Here is a 19,450-nt window from a genome sequence, read left to right on the forward strand (position 1 = left end):
TGGCTGATCGTCACGGATTGGACGATCGTCACGAATTGGCAGACTTGGCCTTGCCGCCGCGAAGCGCCATGAGCGTCGCGGCACCGAGCGCCGATTTGAGCAAGCCACCAACGATGAACGGCAGGAAGCCGAATGTGATGGCCTGTTCGGTGCCGATCATGACAGCGAGCCATGCCGTTCCGAGCACCAGACATGCAAGGTTGCCGAGCAGCATGGCGGCGAAGGCGAGCACCACCCTGTTGCCGTTCCAGCCGCGTTCGGCCAGCCAGCCGACAAGCGCGCCGGTGACCGGAAAAGCAAAGAGATAGCCGCCAGTCGGCCCAACGAAATGCTGCAGCCCGGCAGCGCCTCCGGCCAGGACCGGGAAGCCGGCAGCGCCTTCGACCAGCCAGGCGGCAATGGTGACCGTGCCAAGCCGCCAACCGTAGAGCGCACCGATCAGGGTCACGGCGAAGGTCTGCATGGTCACCGGCACGGGCACCATGGGCACTTCGATGTAGGAGGACAGCGCTAGGAACAGCGTGCCGAGCACGACGGCTCCAACCTGCCATGCGAGCGAGCGATCCTGGAGCCGGAGCGGGCTGAAGGACGGCTTGCGGGACGCGAATGCGATGTCTGTCATGAGAATTCCTTCGACCGATTGAAATTATAGATAATTTCCGTTTTCGATCTATTATCGAATCCACATTTCCTCGGGGATAGCAAGCCTTCGCTGTGCAAAGACCGTTCAGTGCTTTTGGTTTTGCGTGATTTCCGGACGGAAGGCCGTTTGACCGGAATGGCCCTAGCCGACGATGGCAAAAGCTTCGCGCGTCGCGCCGGAGGCCGTCCTGACCGGCTTGCGGCCAATCCATTGGACATGCCGCCCAAGCGTCGCGGCGGCGGATTCGGTGTTTCCCTGCCGCAAGGCGGCCAATATCGCCCTGTGGTCCTGATCGGTCCGCGTCTCCCACTCCGAGCGCCATGCCGCGAACAGAAAACGGGCGCTGGCGGCGTGCAGGTCGTCGACGGTGGCGAGCAGGCGCGGCATGCCGCATGGCGCCAGGATCAGCCGGTGAAAGGCACGGTTGGCTTCTTCCCACGACCTTACGTCGCGGGATTTGTCGCCTGCCTTTGTCGCTTCCTCGGCGAGATCGAGAATGGCCGACGTCAGATGCGGCGCGGCATGGCGCAGCGCCAGCACTTCGAGGGCGGCCCGCATTTCGGCGACTTCCTTGACCTCGCCGAGATCGAAAGCCGCCACGCGCACCCCTCGGCGCGGCTCGCTGACGGCTAGCCCTTGCGCCTCCAGGCGGCGGAAAGCCTCGCGCACGGGAACATGGCTGGTGTTGAATTCCTCGGCGATATGATCCTGCCGAAGCCTTGCCCCCGGCTCGATCGCGCCGGAGATGATGCGGTCCGCCAACGCCTTGCCGATGCGCACCGCGATGGTGTCGTCCGTGCCCTTTGCCATGTTTTATAGATAATTTGCGACGGGGCGGTTTGTCGAGACGGAGGGAACGGCTTTCACAGATTCTCCGCCTCCGGCACGAGCCAGAGGGAATTCCGTGAAAGACTGACGCTCAGTTCACCCGGCTGATGCAGAAATCGATGACGTCGATCAGCGCCGACTTCTGCGGCGTCTCTTCCAGCGGCGCCAACGCATCACGGGCGATCTCGCCGAAATGGCGGGCGCGTCCGATCGTGTCGGCAATGGCGCCGTGGCGGGTCATCAGGCCGATCGCCTTTTCGAGGCCGGCGTCATCGACGACATTGTCCTCGATGGCGCGCTTCCAGAAGGTGCGTTCGGCCTTGCTGCCGCGCCGGTAGGCGAGGATGACCGGCAGGGTCACCTTGCCCTCGCGAAAATCGTCGCCGACATTCTTGCCGAGATCCTTGCTGGTGCCGCCATAATCGAGCGCATCGTCGATCAGCTGGAAGGCAAGACCGAGATTCATGCCATAGGAGCGCAGGGCCGCACGGTCGTTGCGGGTCGCCTGGGCGATGACGGGACCGACCTCGGCAGCGGCCGAAAACAGGGCCGCGGTCTTGGCCTTGATGACGGCGAAATGCTCATCCTCGGTGGTTTCGAGGTTCTTGGCGGCGGCAAGCTGCATGACCTCGCCCTCGGCGATGATCGAGGCCGCGCTGGACAGGATGTCGAGGGCTTCCAGCGAGCCGACATCGACCATCATGCGGAAGGCCTGGCCGAGCAGGAAATCGCCGACCAGCACGCTCGCCTGGTTGCCCCAGATCATGCGGGCCGTCTTCTTGCCGCGGCGCATGCCGCTCTCGTCGACGACGTCGTCGTGCAGAAGCGTCGCCGTATGCATGAACTCGACCGCGGTGGCGAGCTTGACGTGGCCCTCGCCGGCATAGCCGAACATCTGGGCGGCGGCGAGCGTCAGCATCGGCCTCAGCCGCTTGCCGCCGGACGAAATCAAATGGTTGGCGACCTCCGGGATCATCTCGACGTCGGAGCCGGCCTTGGACAGGATCAATTCGTTGACGCGGCCCATGTCGGCTGCCGTCAGGTCGATGAGATCCTTGATGGACGCGGGTTCCCGCTTCCCATTTTCGATGTTGAGAACGACACCCACGACAATCACTCCCGTCTTGGTATAACGCGTGCGACGGCACCCTTAGTCCCGTATGGACTCTAGGGCGGCGGATACGGCCACGGCAAGTGGCGAATTGGCGCGGCGTCGATGACAGGCTGTCAACCGATACCGATCGCGGCCAACACCAGGTCGGGCCGTGACCGAGCCGGAGTGTGCCATGGGATCCGCATGGCCGTTTACATCGGCGCCGCAAACTGAGAGTTTCGCCCGATGATAGAGCTGATCCGCACCAACGACGCCGTCATCATCTCCTTTGTCGAATCGCTGATGCGCGATGCCGGCATCGGCTGTTTCGTCGCCGACCAGAATATGAGCGTGCTCGACGGCTCGCTCGGCATCCTGCCACGGCGCGTCATGGTCGACGCCGAAAAGGCCGACGCGGCGCGGCGTATCCTGACCGATGCCGGCATCGCCAACGAGATACGCGGAAAATAATGTTGGCAGCCCCAGCCGCCCCTGCCCTTGACACCTTTGGCCCGGACACACCGGCCCACACGGTCGACGCCTTCCATCGCGGCCGGTTCTGGCTCGTGCAGCCAAAGCATGGCGGCCATCGCGCCGGCATGGATGCAATGATGCTGGCGGCATCCGTGCCATCCTCCTTTGGCGGACGCCTCGCCGATTTCGGTGCCGGAGCGGGAGCTGCGGGCCTCGCCGTGCTGTCGCGCTGCCCGGGTGCGGCGGCCGTGCTCGTCGAGCGCGCGCCGGAAATGGCGGCCTTCGCGGCGGCCACCCTTGCCCATCCCGGCAATGCGCATCTCAGCGATCGCGCATCGGTGCTTGTCGCCGATGTCACGATGTCGGGCCGGGTACGGGCAGCGTCCGGCCTCGCCGACAATGATTTCGACTTCGTCATCATGAACCCGCCTTTCAATGCCCCCCGGGACCGGGCAACCCCCGCCCCCCTGAGGAAGGAAGCCCATGTCATGGAGGACGGGCTGTTCGAGAGCTGGATCAGAAGCGCGGCGGCGGTGGTCAGGCCGCGTGGCGGGCTTGCGGTCATTGCGCGGCCCGAGCAGCTCGGTGCCATCCTCGATGCGATATCAGGCCGTTTCGGCGATGCCGAGATGCTCGCTGTCCATCCTCGCCCCGACGCGGCGGCGATCCGCATCGTCGTGCGGGCGACGCTCGGGGCGCGGGGAAAGCTTGCCATCCGCCCGCCGCTGATGCTTCACGTGCTATCGGGCAATGGTCCCGACGAGCGCAGCGAAATGATCACCAACGGTCTCGCCTCGCTGTTCGGAGATTGAGCTATTCCTGGCCACCACATTGCCGTTGGCCGGGGAATCCCTACATGCCTGCAACCCATCGACCGGAGAGCCCACTCACGTGAAACGTCTTTTCAACCGCCTGCTGCCGAAATCCTGGCGCTCCACCGTCGTCACCATTCCGGTCATCCGGCTGCACGGCACCATCATGGCCGGCGGCGGTCCGTTCCGGCCGAGCCTGTCGCTTGCCTCCACTGCCGGCCTGATCGAGAAGGCGTTCTCCTTCGAAGCGCCCGCTGTCGCCATCTCGATCAATTCGCCTGGCGGCTCACCGGTCCAGTCGCGGCTGATCTTCAAGCGCATCCGCGACCTGGCGACCGAAAAGAACAAAAAAGTGCTGGTCTTCGTCGAGGATGTCGCGGCTTCGGGCGGTTACATGATCGCGGTCGCCGGTGACGAAATCTTCGCCGATCCGTCCTCGATCGTCGGTTCCATCGGCGTGGTCTCGGCCTCGTTCGGCTTTCCGGAGCTGATGAAGAAGATCGGCGTCGAGCGCCGTGTCCACACCGCCGGCCAGAACAAGGCGGTGCTCGATCCGTTCAAGCCGGAAAAGAAGGAGGACGTCGAACGGCTGAAGGCATTGCAGCTCGAGGTGCACGAGACCTTCATCGATCTGGTCAAGGAGCGGCGAGGCACCAAGCTGAAGGACGATCCGGACCTGTTCACCGGCCTGTTCTGGACCGGCAAGAAGGGCCTGGAGCTTGGCCTCGTCGATGCGCTCAGCGACATGCGCACGGTGCTCAAGACCCGCTTCGGGGCGAAGACGCAGCTCAGGCTGATCACCGCGCCGCGCGGCTTCCTCGGCCGCTTCGGCCTGTTCGGCTCGAGCCAGGGCTTTTCCGCGCCCGATATCGCCGCTGCCGCTGCCAGCGGGGTGATCGATGCGGCGGAAGAGCGCGCGTTGTGGGCTCGGTTCGGGCTTTGAAAACCGCATAAAACCGTCTAGCATAGGTGCCTTGAAGTCTCATGCCTGTCGTCTTGCCAAAACCGAACACATTTTTGGGCGACATGCATTAACCGACCCGACCGGCCGCCTTCGCCGGCCCAGCGTGGGAGGAGTTTTGACATGCCGCAGATCATTTTCTTCACCGTCGTTGGCGTCGCCGCCTATTTCGGCTACCGCACATTCGTGCGCGAAGCCGAGCGCGTGACGGCCAAGGTACGGCGCACCGAAAAGCAGGCGGCCAACGGCGCGATGGGAACGCTGGTCAAGGATCCCAAGACCGGCGAATACCGGCTGGCCAAGGACTGAGCATCATCTCGCAAACGACTGACGCCGTGGACACCGAGATCGGTTCGCGTACGTGGCATGCGCCCGCCAAGATCAACCTGGCGCTGCATGTCACGGGAACGCGCGCCGACGGCTATCACCTGATCGAAAGCCTGGCGGTGTTCACGCGTTTTGGCGACCGGGTCGAGGTCGCGCTCGCCGACAGCGACGATTTCACCGTGTCCGGGCGCTATGCGCCGGAGGTTCCCCTCGACGCCGGCAATCTGGTGCTGAAGGCGCGCGATGCGCTGCGAGGAGAGGCCGGACCGCACAAGACCCCGCCTGTCGCCATCAAGCTTCAAAAGAACCTGCCTGTCGCCTCCGGTGTCGGCGGCGGATCCAGCGACGCGGCGGCGGTATTGCGCGGCCTGGCGCAGGCATGGGGTCTGGACATCGATGGCGCCGGGCTGGCGCGGATCGGTCTTTCGCTTGGCGCCGATGTGCCGATGTGCCTGGCGGCCAGGCCGCTGGTCGCGCGCGGCATTGGTGACGAGCTGTCGATGGTGCCGGACGTCTCGGCGCTGGGGCTGGTGCTGGTCAACCCGGGCATGCCGGTCTCGACGGCCGAGGTGTTTTCGGCACTTTCCCGCCGCGACAACGAGCCATTGCCGCCGTTGCCGCGCGGCATCGATTTTCACAGCCTGCGCAACTGGCTGGAACTCACCCGCAACGATCTCCAGCCGGCGGCGCTGGCGATACAGCCCGCCATAGGCCGGGCGCTTTCATGGCTCGACAAGGCTGGATCGGGTTTTTCACGCATGTCCGGATCGGGCGCGACGTGCTTCGGCCTGTTCGAGACCGGCAATGTCGCCAAGCGCGCGGCGGCCGAGATCCGCGGCCGCCAGCCCGACTGGTTCGTCGCGGCGACGCGCAGCATCGCATCGGAGGGCGCTGATGGCCAGAACTGACGAGAGCCGTTCCTTCGTTCCGGTGCGTATCGCGGTGCTGACCGTTTCCGACACACGCAGCCTCGCCGACGACAAATCCGGACAGACGCTGGCCGACCGCATCACCGAGGCCGGCCACATCCTGGCCGCCCGCGACATCGTCACCGACGACCGCGACAAGATCCGCGACAAGGTGCTTGGCTGGTCGAAGGACGCGGCGATCGACGTCGTCATCACCACCGGCGGGACGGGCTTCACCGGGCGTGACGTGACGCCGGAGGCGCTGGAACCGATCTTCGAAAAGCGCATGGATGGCTTTTCGGAAGTGTTCCACCGCATCTCCTACGACAAGATCGGCACCTCGACGATCCAGAGCCGGGCGACCGGCGGCGTCGTCAACGCCACCTTCATCTTCGTGCTGCCGGGCTCGCCCGGCGCCTGCAAGGATGCCTGGGACGGCATCTTGAAGGCGCAGCTCGACTACCGGCACATGCCCTGCAATTTCGTCGAGATCATGCCGCGCCTGGACGAGCACCTGCGGCGCGGCAAATCGGCTCCGTAAAAGCCGAGGCAAGGCGCCGGTTTCGCGCCGCGTTTGCCAGGCAAAAGGCTGCCCTCGCCTTCGAAAGACCATTCCAAACCCGATGCCGGAGGAAGTACCCTTCGTGGCGGCGGCCCTTGCCGTTGACGACGAGGCGGAAGCGATGACTGTGCACGCCGGCGGATGCCATTGCGGCAACATACGCCTTCAATTTTCAACCGACCTCGACCCCTCGCAAATCGAAGTCCGCGCCTGCCAATGCGCGTTTTGCATCAAACATGGCTCGCGCGCCGTTGCCGATCCGAATGGCCAATTGATCGTCTCGGTCGATGACGACGCCCGGTTGCACAGATACCGGTTCGGATTGCGCACCGCCGACTACTTGATCTGCCGGGACTGCGGCGTCTATGTCGCGGCGGTCACCACCGACGGCGGGGATGCAAGGGCGATCGTCATCGTCAATGCCCTGGACGACCGGCTGCGGTTCAGCCGCGAGCCAGCGGCCATGGACTATGATGCCGAGAGCAGGCAAGGCCGCATTGCCCGGCGACAGGCACGCTGGATGCCTGTGGATATCCTGTCCGCTTTCAGCGGATGACCGGTTCGCCGTGAAACCGCCGACGCGAAGGCGCGGATACGCCGAAGCCGACTTCCATCATCAGCCGCGGCGTGTGCGCCGGCACGGTGCCCATGTGCAAGCCGAACGGGTCCTCGACGAAGCCGAGCCCAGCTTCGCCGGTCAGCGTCACCGGGCTTTGCTCGCCATAGACGTCCAGGACCTCCTTGGCGGCATGGCCGACCAGCAGGGCCAGCTGATGCTTGAGGGCGCGGCGATTGTGGCTGCCCCCGACGTAGAGCAGCTGCAAAAGAATCACTTGCGCGATTCCCGCTTCGCCGGCGCTACCCAGATCTCGGCGTCGAGCTTCTTTGTCGCCAGGCCGCGTGCAAGCGCCTCGGCACTGCCGGCGTGCTTCGACAAGGACGCTGCCTGCCGCTTGCTGATCACCAGTCCGTCGGCCAGGGCGCGATTTCCCGAAAACACCCGCGCCAGGAACGGCACACGGCTGCCGCGTGAGCGCGAGAACCGCGCCGCCATCGTTTGCCGGGCCGTGTGGGCGACGACCGCTTCGGTCCAGCCATCCACCAGCCTTGCGCCCGGCTCCAGCAGCAACAGCCAGTCGCCCTTGGCTTGCCTGATGCCGGCGGCAACACCGCCGCTCGCCACATAATGGCAGCCGGCATGTTCAGCGACATGATGCGTCTGGTCGGTGGAGCCGGTATCGCAGACGACGACCTCGCGCACCACGCCCTCGACGGCGCCGCCAATCAGCGAGCCGAGCGTGCGGGCGAGAGCCTCCTCGTCATTGCGGGTTTCGATGAGAACACTGAGCATCGTCAGCCGAATAGCGGAAAGGCGGCCGCGATGCCAGTTCTTGCAACGCACCACAGAAAGTTCTTGCTTTGTTCTCCTCAAGGAAATAGGAATAATTTCATGAGCAGAGCGATTCGACACAACATGGACAGTCCCTGGGAGCGGGCGAAGATGGAGCCGATCATGCGCGCCGACATTGCAGCCTTCGGAGCAGGACGGGCCGAGATGGCCAATGCGATGATCGAGCAGAGCGGCATGCGCATCCGTCCGGATCGCAACCGTGGCCGCTCGGCGGGCATCAATCCGTCCGGCAGGTTCGAGCCGGTCACCCGTCATGTCTTCGACGATGGCTGGAGTTCGCTGGAGGAATTGCCGCCATTCAAGACCGAGGTGCAGGTGGAAAAGCCGCGCACCATCATCACCCGCAACGAATCGCCCGACATTTCCTTCGACCGTTCGATCAACCCCTATCGCGGCTGCGAACATGGCTGCGTCTATTGCTTCGCGCGGCCGACCCATTCGTTCATGGGCCTGTCGCCGGGCCTGGATTTCGAATCCAAGCTGTTCGCCAAGCCGGACGCGGCGCGGCTACTCGACAAGGAGCTGTCGAAGGACGGCTACCAGCCGCGCACCATCGCCATCGGCACCAACACCGATCCCTACCAGCCGATCGAGAAGCAGTACCGGATCATGCGCGAGATCCTCGAAGTACTGGAGGCGCGCGGCCATCCGGTCGGCATCGTCACCAAATCCGCTTTGGTGACCCGCGACATCGACATCCTGTCGCGCATGGCCGAGCGGGGGCTCGCCAAGGTGGCCCTGTCGGTAACGACGCTCGACCGCATGCTGGCGCGCACGATGGAGCCGCGCGCATCGACGCCGACCAAGCGGCTGGAAGCGATCAGGCAGCTTTCCGATGCCGGCATTCCGGCTTCGGTCATGGTGGCGCCGATCATCCCCGGCCTCACCGACCAGGAGATGGAACGGATCCTCGATTCGGCGAGCGCCGCCGGCGCGCGCGAGGCGGGTTATGTCGTGCTGCGCCTGCCGCTGGAGGTCAGCCCGATCTTCAAGGACTGGCTGCTGCGCCACTATCCCGACCGCTATCGCCACGTGATGTCGCTGATCCGCTCGATGCGCGACGGCAAGGACTACGATTCGGAATGGGGCAAGCGCATGAAGGGCGCCGGGCCCTATGCGTGGCAGATAGGCCGGCGCTTCGAGATCACCGCCAAGCGGCTCGGCCTCAATGCCGATCGGCGCACGCTGCGAACCGACCAGTTCGTTGCAGCCGGAAAGGACCAGGAGCAGCTGATGCTGCTTTGATCTGCCCTTTTCGCTTGTGAAATCCCGTCCGGCCTGCCCCGGCCAGCAGACGGTGCCCTCCCGGTCCGGCGCCCCACCCGACCCGGAGGGACTTGCGGAGAATCGGAACCGATGCGAACCTCGCCGCAACATGGCTCGCGCGCGTTCTGATTCTCCGCTTCTCTTCGAAATTGTCGAGAAACCCGATTTCTCCTTCGAGACGAAGGCTATGGCCGACGGTCTGTGGCCAGTGGCGGGGATGGACGAGGCTGGCCGTGGCCCGCTGGCCGGGCCGGTGGTCGCTGCGGCGGTGGTGCTCGACCCAGCCAACATTCCCGAAGGCCTCGATGATTCCAAACGGCTCAGCCATTTGCAGCGCGAGGCATTGTTCCTGCGCATTCTGGGCTCCGCGCAGGCGATCTCGATGGCCTCGATCAGTGCCGAGGGCATCGACGGCAGCAATATCCTCAAGGCGAGCCTTGAGGCGATGCGACGCGCGCTGGTCGGGCTGTCGGTTCGGCCTAAGCTCGCGCTTGCCGACGGACGCGACGTGCCGCCGGGGTTGCCGTGCGAGGGCCGCGCATTGATCAAGGGTGACCAACGCTCGCAATCGATCGCCGCTGCCTCCATCGTCGCCAAGGTCATGCGCGACCGCATGATGTGCGGTTGCGGCAGCCATAACGGCCGCTATGGATTCGAGGTGCACATGGGTTACGCCACGGCCCGGCACCGCACGGCGATCGAGGCGCACGGCCCGGTCGCGCGCCTGCATCGCGTGTCGTTTTCGCCGTTCAGGCTTGGCGGCGCCGAGGTGGTTGAAGAAGAGAGCTTCGACGGGTTGGATTGAGCGCCGGCGACGGTAGCTGATCTCCCCCCTTGAGGGGGAGATGTCCGGCAGGACAGAGGGGGGCGCTGTCCCGCCAGCCTATCAGCCAGTTGCGCCCAGGTTCCACGGATAATTCGCACCCGACGCAACCGATGAAAATCGAACTGCTGGCGTTCCTTCACGCCCCCCTCTGCCCTGCCGGGCATCTCCCCCACGAGGGGGGAGATCGGCAGCGTTGGCATCGACGCACAACAAAAAAGCCGCCAGGTTTCCCAAGCGGCTTTGATTGGACTGCGTTCGCTAAAGTCTAGTTGAGCTTTGCCTTCACGTCCGCCAGCGAAGCTTTGAACAGATCGGCTCCGGCCTTGACGTCGACCTTGGCGGCGAGCAGCGCGCGGGCGGCCTCGACGGCAATGTCGACGGCGCTGGCGCGGACTTCACTGATGGCGTCACGCTCGGCCTGGCCGATCTTCTGCTCGGCCAGCGCGGTGCGCCTGGTAACATAGTCTTCGGTCTTCTTGTGCGCTTCGGCGGCGAGCAGATCGGCCTCGCGCTTGGCGGCCGCGACAATGTCGGCTGCCTCCTGCTCGGCTTCCTTGCGCTTGCGCTGATACTGGCTGAGCAGTTGCTGGGCCTCCTCACGCAGCTTGCGTGCCTCGTCGAGTTCGCTGCTGATGCGCATGGCGCGGGCATCGAGCGCCTTGGCGATCAGGCGGGGCACCTTGATGTAGACGGCGATGGCCAGGAAGATGACAAGGGCTATCGTTGCCCAGAGCGTCGCGAGAGATGTAGCGTCCATGATGCGCTCCTCACCGGGCCACGGATTTGACCGCGGCCGCGATCTCGGCCTTGCTGGCCTTGCCGCCGACCAATGCTTCGACGATCGCCGAAGCGGTGTCCTCGGCGATGCTGCCGACTTCCTTCATGGCGTTGGCCTTGATGGAAGAAATGCGCGCCTCGGCCTCGCCGAGCTTCTCGTCGAGCGCGGCCTCGATCTTCTTGCGCGCGGTGTCGGCTTCCGCCTTGGCCGCATCGGCGGCCTGCTGGCCGATCGAGTTGGCGTTCTTCTTGGCTTCCGCCAGTTCCTGCTCGTAAGCGGCAACCGCGGCGTCGGCCTCGCCTTTCAGCTTGGCTGCCTGGTCGAGATCCTGGCTGATCCGGTCGTTGCGGACATCGATGATGCCGCCGACGCGCGGCACCACGACCCGCTTCAGGAAGAGGTAGAACAGCCCAAAAGTGATCGCCAGCCACAGAAGCTGCGACGGGAAAGTCGCAGGATCGAACGGCGGAAATGTGCCGTGCGCCTCAGCAGGCACGCTGGTGCCGGAATGCGTGTCGCCTTCCGTCGCAGCGTGGCTGGTATCGGCTGATGGCGCGGACTCTTGCGCAAAGGCAGATGTCACGAACATGGACTATCCCCAGATATCAGGCCCGCCGCTTGCGCGGCCGGCCTGTCCAATCTTCCCAGTGCTCAGCCGAACAGGGCCAGAAGCGCGATGAGAAGCGAGAAGATGCCCAGAGCTTCGGTCACGGCGAAGCCGAAGATCAGGCGGCCGAACTGGCCATCGGCAGCCGACGGGTTGCGCAGTGCGCCCGAGAGGTAGCTGCCGAAGATGTTGCCCAGGCCAATGCCCGCGCCACCCATGCCCAGGCAAGCGATGCCGGCGCCGATGTACTTTGCTGCTTCTGCGTCCATTTGTTCAACTCCTTTGGATCTGAAATTCCGTTGCGATTTCCATCCGGCGCCAATGTTGGAAACCTTGGGCCGGAAACTCTTGGGGCCTTAGTGCCCGGGATGCAGGGCGTCGTTGAGATACATGCAGGTCAACACCGCGAAGACGTAGGCCTGCAGGAAGGCGACCAGTAATTCAAGCGCCGTCAGCGCCACCGCCATGGCCAGCGGCAGGACCGAGCCCGCGACACCGACCGCGCCGAGCGCGGAGAGGCTGACAACGAAGCCGGAGAACACCTTGAGCGTGATGTGGCCCGCCAACATGTTGGCGAACAGACGAACCGAGAGGCTGACCGGGCGCGATACGAAGGAAATGACTTCGATCAACACCACCAGCGGCAGCAGGAACACCGGCACGCCATGCGGCACGAACAGTTTCAGGAAACCGAAGCCATGCTTCATGAAGCCGTAGACCACCACGGTTCCGATTACCAATGCGGCGAGGCCGAAGGTGACGATGATGTGGCTGGTGACGGTGAAGAAATAGGGGAACAGGCCGAGCAGGTTGGCGACCAGAACGAACATGAACAGCGAGAACACGAAGGGGAAGAACTTCATGCCTTGCGTGCCGGCGGCGTCGCGCAACATGTTGCCGACGAACTCATAGGCCATTTCGGAGATCGACTGCAGCCGGCCTGGAACCAGGCTGCGGCTCGACGTCGTCAGCAGCAGGAAGGCCGCGGCAACGACCACGGTCGCGACCATGAACAGTGCCGAATTCGTGAAAGACAGGTCGTAGCCGCCGATGTTAATCGGAACCAGCTTGATGATATGGAACTGGTGGATCGGATCGACCTTGTCAGCTGCCACGTTCTAACCCCGTCAATGCCGCGTACGGCCAAATTACCATTGCCGCGCGAGCGCGGCTATTTGCTGTCGTCTCGGCCAGGGCGCGATTTATTGCCCTGTCCGAATTCCGCCACAACGCCCGCGGATCGCATGACATTGAGCACGCCGGCGCCAAACCCAAGCAGCAGGAAAACGATCAGACCCCACGGCGATGTCCCCGCCATACGGTCGATGATCCAGCCGATGCCGGCGCCCACCACCACGCCAGCGATGAATTCACTGGAGAGTTTGACCGCCTGGCCGTATCCGGCCGCACTGCCCGCTTTCGCGTCGTCTTTCCCCTCGAGCCGGTTCGGCAGCCTTGTCGCAAGCGATGCTTCAAGTTCACGCCGACGTCGCTCAAGATCGTCGTCACGGATGTCAGGTTCATGCTGCTTGCCGCGGCCGGTTTCTCCGGTTCCGTCTGGCCTATTTTTATTGGCCATCGTAACCCCCCTGCCCGGTCAGACCGTCACCGTCCGTCCGCTTGTAAAGTCGCCGGCAACATAGTTAGAGGGTTTGCGCCCGTCAAGCCACGGGCGGAAGTTCATTGCCATGTATTTTAGACAATGAAATCAAGCAATTAGCGAGGTGCGACATCGTGCCCGCCGCAAGGATGGGGATGCATTGCGCGAATCCCCCCGGCAATGGCCCCCTGATCGATCGCATGGCCGCCCGAAAAAGACCGGCGACCGACGCCACTCAGCTCCAGCCGCCACTATAGGTGCGGTAGAAGATATGCAGGCCGATCTTGGTCATCTTCTGCATCGTGCGGGCCCAGCCGGGATGGACGTACTGGGCGTAGTAGTGGGTCGACGATCCGACCTCCGGGATGAATATCTTGCCGGCGGTGACGGCCATGGCGATATCCTGGGCGGTCTTGTAGGCGGCAGGACTGTCTATGCGCTTCTTCCTGCCGTCACACGCGAATGAGAACTGGCAACGGTTGAACCAGCTGTCGTTCTGGTAGACGACCCCGCAGATCGAATTCGGATAGGCCGGGTTGCGGACGCGGTTGAGGATGACCTGGGCGACGGCAGCCTGACCGCGCACGGATTCGCTCCTCGCCTCGAAGTAGATGCCGTTGGCCAGGCATTTCTGCTCCGGCTTGGAAAAGACGCTCTCAGGCAGCGGGTTCTGGATCCATGAGTGGTCACCCTTGACCATCGGTGGGATGAAGCGGCCGCTGTTGGGCTGCTCGTCCTGCAGCAGGGCTTCGAAGGGCGAGGCCTTGGCATAGTCCGGCTCGGATTGCGCATAGGCCGTCGCCAGCACATCCGGATGATCGTTGTTGACCAGGGCGGCAAGCATGGTCGGCACGCCGGGATCGGGCTTCTTGTCCTCACGCGCATGGAAGGCGGCCGCGATCTGGATCTCCTTGCCTTTGATCTGCGGCTTGGCGAAAGCCATCTTCAGGTCGCTGTCCATGCTGGGCCGCATCAAGGACGAGGTCCGCTGGAAGATCGACCCGGCGTTGAAGTTCTTCGGCGGGGCAACGGGAGAGACCTGGACGATACGGCCCTTCTTGTCGCCACGCACGACGCGAGCTTCGTCGGGCGTGGCGCCGACCTTGCCGCCCTTGCCGCGAAACGACACGTTGCCGACGCCGGCCAGATGGATACCGGATCCGGAGATCGAACCGGTGACGTCGGAATCGATGAACGGCATCTCGGCAGCGTGAACCGAGCCGGCGACGGATTTTTCGACGTAGGAATTCCAGCGCGCGGTCGGCGCTTCGAGGCCGGACACAAGGCTTGTCATGTCCTGGTAGGCGGCGACGGTCGGGAAGCCGATCCAGATGCCGAGACCGATGATGCACGGAGACACGAGGCTGCGTTTTTTCTCACCGGCGACGGCTGCCAGCCGCTTCAACAGACGTCGATGCACGGAACTCTCTCCAGGAACGCTACTGACCCCACTGGAGAGCAAAATGATGCATTAACCTTGATGGGACGTTAACGGGATCGATCGGGTTGTCCCAGTCGGCCCAGGTCGTGGCGCCGAAGTCGGGCGGTTTTGCGGCGGGCGTTCCTCAAGTTTGCCGCAGGAAGATCGGCCAGGCGATCAGCGCGCAGATGGCGGCCGACAGCCAGACGCCGGACCATGACCAGAGATGCAGCAGCCCGGGAATGGCCACCGGCACCAGGAAGAAGCCGACGAAGACAAAGGTGTTGGCTAGGCTGAGTGCTGTTCCGACATGGCCGGCGCCGGCCAGCGTGGCAAGCTCGGTGTAGGCGACGCCATGCCAGGCCGAAACCGAGATGCCCGCGACAATCAGCACCAGGGGAAGGACAGCGATCCGGAAGGACTGGCCATCTGGCACGGCGGGGCTGACCAGGACCAGCACCCAGAGGATCACGAAGGCGAGCGCGCTGAGCGCACTGCATGAGCGCAGAAACCGGCGGCGGTTGCCATGGCGGTCGGTGAAGCGGCCGCTCCAGACGCGCATGACCATGGCACCGGTCTGCACCGCGGCAAGGCTGGCGCTGATCGCTGCCGTTCGTAGCCCTGCGAAGTCGTGCAGGAACACCGAGGCGAAGGTGAGCACCGCCACTTGCGGGAAGCACAGCAGCCCAATGGCGGTGGCGATGCGCCAGACTTCGATGTTGCGCAATGGTGCCAGTCCGGCCACAGCCGTCGAAGCGACATTTCCGTGGTCCTGCGCCGGCGGCTCGTGCAGCCAGCGCCAGGCGAACAGGGCGGAGAGAGCGGATGCCGCCGCCAGCAGCCCGAACACCGCGGCAAAGCCGAACGCCAGGGCAAGCGAGGGCAGCACCAGTGCGCCGAGGCCGCCGCCAAGCGGCACCGCCGTCTGCCTTATGCTCATGGCAAAGCCGCGTTCGCTTTCCCGGAACCAGGCCATGATGGCGCGGCCGCTCGAACCGTTGACGCTGCCGCCGAGCAATCCCGCGAAGAGCAGGCTCGCCGACAGGAGCGTGACATCGGGGACGCCGGTTCTGGTCGGCACGACGAGCATCGCCATGGCAAACAGCCATGCAGCCGTCGCGCCGAGCCCGATCAGAAGCACGCGGCGGTCGCCCCAGCGATCGGTGAGCAGGCCCCATGGCAGCTCGCTGAGCGCAACGCCCAGCCCGAGAAGGCCGAGCGCCACGCCCAGTTGCGCATTGCTCAAATGGTAGCCCTGGCGGAGCACGACGGCCGTTGCCGGTATGCCGGAGAAGGTCGCCGAGAAACTGGCATTCGCGGCGACGCCGATGCCGAGAACCTTCCAGCGATGACCAGGACCGAATACTCTCCCCGCGGGACCGGCGGCCCTGTCTTTCAGGATTTGTGCTGGCTGTTGATCGGCGCAGTCGACGATGGCGGACATGGTTCTATTCCCGTGGCCCAGCGATGCCGGCCTTGACGGGTTCTATCTATCGCCATAAGTCAGTCCTTAAAATCAGGAAGTTTTTGACATACGATTCGCAAATTCGGGACAATGGCATGCGACGCGTAACATTCGACCTCGATGTTCTCCGCAGTTTCGTCACCGGCATGGAACTGGGCAGCTTCGCCAAAGCGGCCGACCGGCTTGGCCGCTCGACCTCGGCAGTCAGCGCCCAGTTGAAAAAACTGGAAGAGCAGGCGGCGACGCCGATCTTCCGCAAGTCGGGGCGCGGCCTCGCCTTGACGGAGGCCGGCGAGACCATGCTCGGCTATGCGCGCCGACTGCTCGAATTGAATGACGAAGCGGCTGCGGCCATCCACGACGTCGAGCTGGAAGGCTGGGTGCGGCTCGGCCTGCAGGAGGATTTCGGCGAGGCGGTGCTGCCCGAGGTGCTCGGCCGCTTCGCCCGCGCCCACCCCAAGGTGAAGATCGAAGCCAGGATCGCGCGCAGCCACGAGCTTGCCGAAAGGATCCAGTCCGGCAGTCTCGACATCGCGCTGGCCTGGCACAGTGGGGAGACGCTGCCTTACAGCCAGCACGTCGCCGATGTTCAAATGCGCTGGATCGGTCCGGCAAAGCGCATCGAGACCAGCCTGCGCGACGGCGAGCCGCTGCCGCTGGTAGCGCTCGAAGCGCCCTGCCTGTTGCGCACGGTGGCGACCGAAACGCTCGACCGTGCCGGCCTGCCCTGGCGCATGGCCTTCTCCAGCCCGAGCCTTGGCGGCATCTGGGCGGCGGTCGCCGCGGGGCTGGGGCTGACGATCCGCACCGATATCGGCCTGCCGGCCAGCGTCAGCGCGATGACGCCGGAGATCGCCGGGCTGCCGGCGCTGCCCAGGATGGCGCTGTTGCTGCATCGCAGGGATGCCGAGCCCGAGCCGGTGGCGGCCCGTCTCGGCGATATCCTGCTGGAGGCGGCGCGGCAGGCGCTGCCGGAAACGACGCGGACAAAGGATGCGGGCTTGCGTGCCGTGGCCTGATCAGGCGAGCCGAGGCTCAGCCGCGTTTCTTGGCCCGGCCGGCGAACGGATTGTCCGAGGTGCGCAGCGCGATGCGGATCGGCACGCCCGGCATGTCGAAGGCTTCGCGCAGGCTGTTGGAGAGATAACGGACATAGGATTGCGGCATCGCATCCGGCCGCGAGCACTGGACGACGAAGCCCGGCGGCCGCGTCTTGGCCTGGGTGACATATTTGACCTTCAGCCGGCGCCCTGCAACGGCAGGCGGCGGATGATGCGCCAGTATGGCTTCAAGCCAACGGTTGAGCTTGCCGGTCGAAACACGGCTGTTCCACACCTTGTGCGTCTTCAGTACCGCATCCATCAGCTTGTCGAGGCCGCGACCGGTCTCGGCCGAGACCGGCACGGCCTGGATGCCGCGCGCCTGCGGCAACAGCCGTTCGGTTTTCTCGCGCAGTTCCGCCAGGAGCTCCTGCGGATGATCGATCAAGTCCCATTTGTTGAAGGCGATCACCGGCGCCCGGCCCTCGCGGATGATCAGGTCGGCGATCTGCAGATCCTGCTTCTCGAAGGGAATGGTGGCGTCGAGTACGATGATGACGATCTCGGCGAAACGGATGGCGCGCAAGCCGTCCTGCACCGACATCACTTCCAGCTTCTCGTGAATCCTCGCCTTGCGGCGCATGCCGGCCGTGTCGAACAGCTTTATCCGGCGGCCGCGCCAATCCCAGTCGACCGAGATCGAATCACGGGTGATGCCGGCCTCCGGTCCGGTCAAAAGCCGCTCCTCGCCGATCAGCGCGTTGATCAGCGTCGACTTGCCGGCGTTCGGGCGGCCGACGACGGCGATGCGCATCGGCTTGGTGTCGTCATAGGCAGGCTCGGCGTCCGGATCGGCGATGTCCTCGCCGATCAGCACCTCGCCGGTAGCGATCTCCTGGTCGTCTTCCTCGTCCTCGCCGAAGGCGCGCGCCTCGCCGAGTGCCGCGATCACCGCATCGCGCAGATCGGGCATGCCCTGGCCGTGTTCGGCCGAAACCGGAATCGGCTCGCCCAGCCCGAGCTCCCATGCCTCCAGCATGCCGCCCTGCGCGCCCTTGGCCTCGGCCTTGTTGGCGACCAGCACGACCGGCTTGCCGGATTTTCGCACGATCTCGGCAAAAGTCCTGTCGTCGGGCAGCAGGCCGGATTTGGCATCGATGGTGAAGAAGATCAGGTCCGCCTCGCGAATGGCGATCTCGGTCTGCGCGCGCATGCGGCCCGGCAAGGTCGAGGCAGCCGCGTCCTCGAAGCCCGCGGTATCGATGACGTCGAAATGCAGGTCGTAGAGCTTGGCGGCATGGACGCGACGGTCACGGGTGACGCCCGGCGTGTCGTCGACAAGCGCCAGCTTCCTTCCCACCAGCCGATTGAAAAGGGTCGATTTGCCGACGTTAGGTCTGCCGATGATGGCGACTTTGAAGGTCATACGGTCCTACAATGATGCATGTCGTTGTCCCAAAACCGCTGCACAATTTTGGGCGACATGCATTTACGACGCATTGCCCGAACCACGGATCAGCTCGGACATCAGCGTTGCCCGCTCGCGGGTGTTGCGCGGGGCGCCGTCATCGGAGGCGATCTGATCGAACAGCTTCAGAGCGTCCTGTGTCTTGCCTTCCTTCCAGGCGGCAAGGCCGAGCGCCTCGCGCGCCGTGTGGCGCAACGTGTTGGTGTCCGAGGTCAGCGCCTCGACGCGGCTGGACACGTCGGCGAAGGAGCCGTGGTCGACGAGCAGGAGCGCCGCCCTGAGCCGCGCCATGTCGCGAATGCCCTGGGGAATGGCGGTGTCGGCGGCGACCTCGTCGAAGTCCTTGACGGCGGCATCGACGTCGCCCTTGCTTGCCTTGACTGTCGCGGCGCGCATGCGGGCGAGCAGCGGATAGGCGCCGTAGCCGTCCTTCTCCAATTGATCGAGCGCGGCCAGCGCCTCGTCGTTCTTGCCGTCATTGGCAAGCTTGAGCGCCTGCGAGAAAGCGTCGCCGGAGCGGTTGGCGCGCGTCTCGTCCCAGTAGCGATAGCCGACGAAGGCGGCGGTGCCGAGCACCACGAGGATCGCAGCGACAAGCAACGCCGGGCCGAAACGGTCCCACAGCTTCTGCGCCTGGTCGCGGCGCATCTCGTCGTTGACTTCACGGATAAAACTGTCGTCGGACATCAATCAAAACCATTCCTGCCCCGGGCCGGGGCGGTTCATGAGCCCGCGTTTTAGCGAAATTTTGTCGGCATGGAAGGGGTTCGGCCGGAAAATCGCCTATTCCCCCCGGAGCAAACCGATGTTTGCCTGGGGCAAACGGATGTTTGCGTAGGGCAAACCGATGTTTGCCCGGGCAAAGCGACGTTTGCCCTGGGGGCAAATCGGCGAAAAGCCCAATCGCATCCGCGCCACATTTAGGCGATAGCCGGCTTGCTGACCCGCCCGGATCCCTGCC

23 protein-coding genes and 1 pseudogene are annotated in these 19,450 nt (G+C 64.6%); 10 read left to right on the top strand and 14 right to left on the bottom strand.

All coding sequences use genetic code 11. From position 1 onward, the window contains the following. Positions 1 to 28: 28 nt before the first annotated feature. The 3 genes from X743_RS161825 to X743_RS161815 all read right to left on the bottom strand — a co-directional run bounded on the left by X743_RS161825 (position 29) and on the right by X743_RS161815 (position 2,579). A complete protein-coding gene (locus X743_RS161825; protein WP_023764536.1) occupies positions 29 to 622 on the bottom strand; it encodes a biotin transporter BioY in 594 nt (197 codons plus the stop codon). Between the two features lie 162 nt (positions 623 to 784). Next, a complete protein-coding gene (locus X743_RS161820) occupies positions 785 to 1,453 on the bottom strand; it encodes a GntR family transcriptional regulator (protein WP_023764537.1) in 669 nt (222 codons plus the stop codon). 109 nt (positions 1,454 to 1,562) lie between these two features. Further along, positions 1,563 to 2,579: a polyprenyl synthetase family protein gene (locus tag X743_RS161815; RefSeq protein ID WP_023764538.1), complete on the bottom strand. Its 1,017-nt coding sequence runs from the start codon at positions 2,577 to 2,579 to the stop codon at positions 1,563 to 1,565. 231 nt (positions 2,580 to 2,810) lie between these two features. On the opposite strand from X743_RS161815, the gene X743_RS161810 reads away from it, so the two are divergent. The 7 genes from X743_RS161810 (at position 2,811) to X743_RS24325 (ending at position 7,164) form a co-directional block, all read left to right on the top strand. Further along, positions 2,811 to 3,035, top strand: a complete 225-nt coding sequence (locus tag X743_RS161810) for a DUF2007 domain-containing protein (RefSeq protein WP_013896710.1) — start codon at positions 2,811 to 2,813, stop codon at positions 3,033 to 3,035. Further along, positions 3,035 to 3,850, top strand: a complete 816-nt coding sequence (locus tag X743_RS161805; protein ID WP_023764539.1) for a methyltransferase — start codon at positions 3,035 to 3,037, stop codon at positions 3,848 to 3,850. The genes X743_RS161810 and X743_RS161805 overlap by 1 nt, the downstream gene beginning before the upstream one ends. Before the next feature lie 79 nt (positions 3,851 to 3,929). Further along, complete coding sequence (locus X743_RS161800; protein ID WP_013896712.1) at positions 3,930 to 4,793, top strand: S49 family peptidase; 864 nt, start codon at positions 3,930 to 3,932, stop codon at positions 4,791 to 4,793. A gap of 141 nt (positions 4,794 to 4,934) precedes the next feature. After that, a complete protein-coding gene (locus tag X743_RS161795; protein ID WP_013896713.1) occupies positions 4,935 to 5,120 on the top strand; it encodes a membrane protein in 186 nt (61 codons plus the stop codon). A gap of 26 nt (positions 5,121 to 5,146) precedes the next feature. Next, positions 5,147 to 6,046, top strand: coding sequence for a 4-(cytidine 5'-diphospho)-2-C-methyl-D-erythritol kinase (locus X743_RS161790; protein WP_023764540.1), 900 nt, complete (start codon positions 5,147 to 5,149; stop codon positions 6,044 to 6,046). Then, a complete protein-coding gene (gene moaB / locus X743_RS161785) occupies positions 6,033 to 6,587 on the top strand; it encodes a molybdenum cofactor biosynthesis protein B (RefSeq protein ID WP_023764541.1) in 555 nt (184 codons plus the stop codon). The genes X743_RS161790 and moaB overlap by 14 nt, the downstream gene beginning before the upstream one ends. Positions 6,588 to 6,690: 103 nt before the next feature. After that, positions 6,691 to 7,164: an aldehyde-activating protein gene (locus X743_RS24325; RefSeq protein WP_156934396.1), complete on the top strand. Its 474-nt coding sequence runs from the start codon at positions 6,691 to 6,693 to the stop codon at positions 7,162 to 7,164. On the opposite strand, the pseudogene X743_RS161780 reads toward X743_RS24325, so the two are convergent. Then, positions 7,154 to 7,423: pseudogene (locus X743_RS161780) on the bottom strand (hypothetical protein); the annotation flags it as partial. The gene X743_RS24325 and the pseudogene X743_RS161780 sit on opposite strands and share 11 nt — an antisense overlap. 14 nt (positions 7,424 to 7,437) lie before the next feature. Beyond that, entirely contained in the window at positions 7,438 to 7,959 is a 522-nt protein-coding gene (locus X743_RS161775; RefSeq protein ID WP_023764544.1) for a glycosyltransferase, read from the bottom strand. A gap of 150 nt (positions 7,960 to 8,109) precedes the next feature. Here X743_RS161775 and X743_RS161770 point away from each other — a divergent pair, with 150 nt between their 5' ends. Further along, complete coding sequence (locus X743_RS161770; RefSeq protein ID WP_023764545.1) at positions 8,110 to 9,264, top strand: PA0069 family radical SAM protein; 1,155 nt, start codon at positions 8,110 to 8,112, stop codon at positions 9,262 to 9,264. Positions 9,265 to 9,394: 130 nt separating this feature from the next. Then, on the top strand, positions 9,395 to 10,090 hold the full coding sequence (locus tag X743_RS161765; protein WP_023764546.1) for a ribonuclease HII: 696 nt from the start codon (positions 9,395 to 9,397) through the stop codon (positions 10,088 to 10,090). A 286-nt stretch (positions 10,091 to 10,376) separates the two neighbouring features. Here X743_RS161765 and X743_RS161760 read toward each other — a convergent pair whose 3' ends face one another. The 7 genes from X743_RS161760 to X743_RS161730 all read right to left on the bottom strand — a co-directional run bounded on the left by X743_RS161760 (position 10,377) and on the right by X743_RS161730 (position 15,960). Beyond that, positions 10,377 to 10,868: a F0F1 ATP synthase subunit B gene (locus X743_RS161760; protein WP_023764547.1), complete on the bottom strand. Its 492-nt coding sequence runs from the start codon at positions 10,866 to 10,868 to the stop codon at positions 10,377 to 10,379. Positions 10,869 to 10,878: 10 nt separating this feature from the next. Continuing rightward, complete coding sequence (locus tag X743_RS161755; RefSeq protein ID WP_013896721.1) at positions 10,879 to 11,478, bottom strand: F0F1 ATP synthase subunit B; 600 nt, start codon at positions 11,476 to 11,478, stop codon at positions 10,879 to 10,881. A gap of 62 nt (positions 11,479 to 11,540) precedes the next feature. Further along, on the bottom strand, positions 11,541 to 11,765 hold the full coding sequence (locus X743_RS161750) for a F0F1 ATP synthase subunit C (RefSeq protein WP_013896722.1): 225 nt from the start codon (positions 11,763 to 11,765) through the stop codon (positions 11,541 to 11,543). Positions 11,766 to 11,852: 87 nt separating this feature from the next. Then, on the bottom strand, positions 11,853 to 12,611 hold the full coding sequence (locus X743_RS161745) for a F0F1 ATP synthase subunit A (protein ID WP_023764548.1): 759 nt from the start codon (positions 12,609 to 12,611) through the stop codon (positions 11,853 to 11,855). 56 nt (positions 12,612 to 12,667) lie between these two features. Next, on the bottom strand, positions 12,668 to 13,075 hold the full coding sequence (locus tag X743_RS161740) for an AtpZ/AtpI family protein (protein WP_023764549.1): 408 nt from the start codon (positions 13,073 to 13,075) through the stop codon (positions 12,668 to 12,670). A 256-nt stretch (positions 13,076 to 13,331) separates the two neighbouring features. After that, positions 13,332 to 14,516: a cell wall hydrolase gene (locus tag X743_RS161735; protein ID WP_023764550.1), complete on the bottom strand. Its 1,185-nt coding sequence runs from the start codon at positions 14,514 to 14,516 to the stop codon at positions 13,332 to 13,334. Between the two features lie 145 nt (positions 14,517 to 14,661). Beyond that, entirely contained in the window at positions 14,662 to 15,960 is a 1,299-nt protein-coding gene (locus X743_RS161730; protein ID WP_023764551.1) for an MFS transporter, read from the bottom strand. Between the two features lie 116 nt (positions 15,961 to 16,076). Between X743_RS161730 and X743_RS161725 the strand changes: the two genes are divergently transcribed. Further along, positions 16,077 to 17,000: a LysR substrate-binding domain-containing protein gene (locus tag X743_RS161725; protein WP_023764552.1), complete on the top strand. Its 924-nt coding sequence runs from the start codon at positions 16,077 to 16,079 to the stop codon at positions 16,998 to 17,000. 16 nt (positions 17,001 to 17,016) lie between these two features. Here X743_RS161725 and der read toward each other — a convergent pair whose 3' ends face one another. Then, entirely contained in the window at positions 17,017 to 18,447 is a 1,431-nt protein-coding gene (gene der / locus X743_RS161720; RefSeq protein WP_023764553.1) for a ribosome biogenesis GTPase Der, read from the bottom strand. 63 nt (positions 18,448 to 18,510) lie between these two features. Next, entirely contained in the window at positions 18,511 to 19,176 is a 666-nt protein-coding gene (locus X743_RS161715; RefSeq protein ID WP_013896729.1) for a tetratricopeptide repeat protein, read from the bottom strand. Positions 19,177 to 19,450: the final 274 nt, after the last annotated feature.

Source organism: Mesorhizobium sp. LNHC232B00, assembly GCF_000502435.1.
GTDB lineage: Bacteria > Pseudomonadota > Alphaproteobacteria > Rhizobiales > Rhizobiaceae > Mesorhizobium > Mesorhizobium opportunistum.

Bases quoted from the DNA above. Each gene is read 5' to 3' on its own strand.
- X743_RS161810 (WP_013896710.1), top strand. From the start codon at position 2,811: ATGATAGAGCTGATCCGCACCAACGACGCCGTCATCATCTCCTTTGTC.
- X743_RS161825 (WP_023764536.1), bottom strand. From the start codon at position 622: ATGACAGACATCGCATTCGCGTCCCGCAAGCCGTCCTTCAGCCCGCTC.
- X743_RS161760 (WP_023764547.1), bottom strand. From the start codon at position 10,868: ATGGACGCTACATCTCTCGCGACGCTCTGGGCAACGATAGCCCTTGTC.
- X743_RS161740 (WP_023764549.1), bottom strand. From the start codon at position 13,075: ATGGCCAATAAAAATAGGCCAGACGGAACCGGAGAAACCGGCCGCGGC.
- X743_RS161820 (WP_023764537.1), bottom strand. From the start codon at position 1,453: ATGGCAAAGGGCACGGACGACACCATCGCGGTGCGCATCGGCAAGGCG.
- X743_RS161750 (WP_013896722.1), bottom strand. From the start codon at position 11,765: ATGGACGCAGAAGCAGCAAAGTACATCGGCGCCGGCATCGCTTGCCTG.
- X743_RS161805 (WP_023764539.1), top strand. From the start codon at position 3,035: ATGTTGGCAGCCCCAGCCGCCCCTGCCCTTGACACCTTTGGCCCGGAC.
- X743_RS161770 (WP_023764545.1), top strand. From the start codon at position 8,110: ATGGAGCCGATCATGCGCGCCGACATTGCAGCCTTCGGAGCAGGACGG.
- X743_RS161795 (WP_013896713.1), top strand. From the start codon at position 4,935: ATGCCGCAGATCATTTTCTTCACCGTCGTTGGCGTCGCCGCCTATTTC.
- X743_RS161715 (WP_013896729.1), bottom strand. From the start codon at position 19,176: ATGTCCGACGACAGTTTTATCCGTGAAGTCAACGACGAGATGCGCCGC.
- X743_RS161765 (WP_023764546.1), top strand. From the start codon at position 9,395: ATGGCTCGCGCGCGTTCTGATTCTCCGCTTCTCTTCGAAATTGTCGAG.
- X743_RS161755 (WP_013896721.1), bottom strand. From the start codon at position 11,478: ATGTTCGTGACATCTGCCTTTGCGCAAGAGTCCGCGCCATCAGCCGAT.
- X743_RS161730 (WP_023764551.1), bottom strand. From the start codon at position 15,960: ATGTCCGCCATCGTCGACTGCGCCGATCAACAGCCAGCACAAATCCTG.
- moaB (WP_023764541.1), top strand. From the start codon at position 6,033: ATGGCCAGAACTGACGAGAGCCGTTCCTTCGTTCCGGTGCGTATCGCG.
- X743_RS161725 (WP_023764552.1), top strand. From the start codon at position 16,077: ATGCGACGCGTAACATTCGACCTCGATGTTCTCCGCAGTTTCGTCACC.
- der (WP_023764553.1), bottom strand. From the start codon at position 18,447: ATGACCTTCAAAGTCGCCATCATCGGCAGACCTAACGTCGGCAAATCG.
- X743_RS161775 (WP_023764544.1), bottom strand. From the start codon at position 7,959: ATGCTCAGTGTTCTCATCGAAACCCGCAATGACGAGGAGGCTCTCGCC.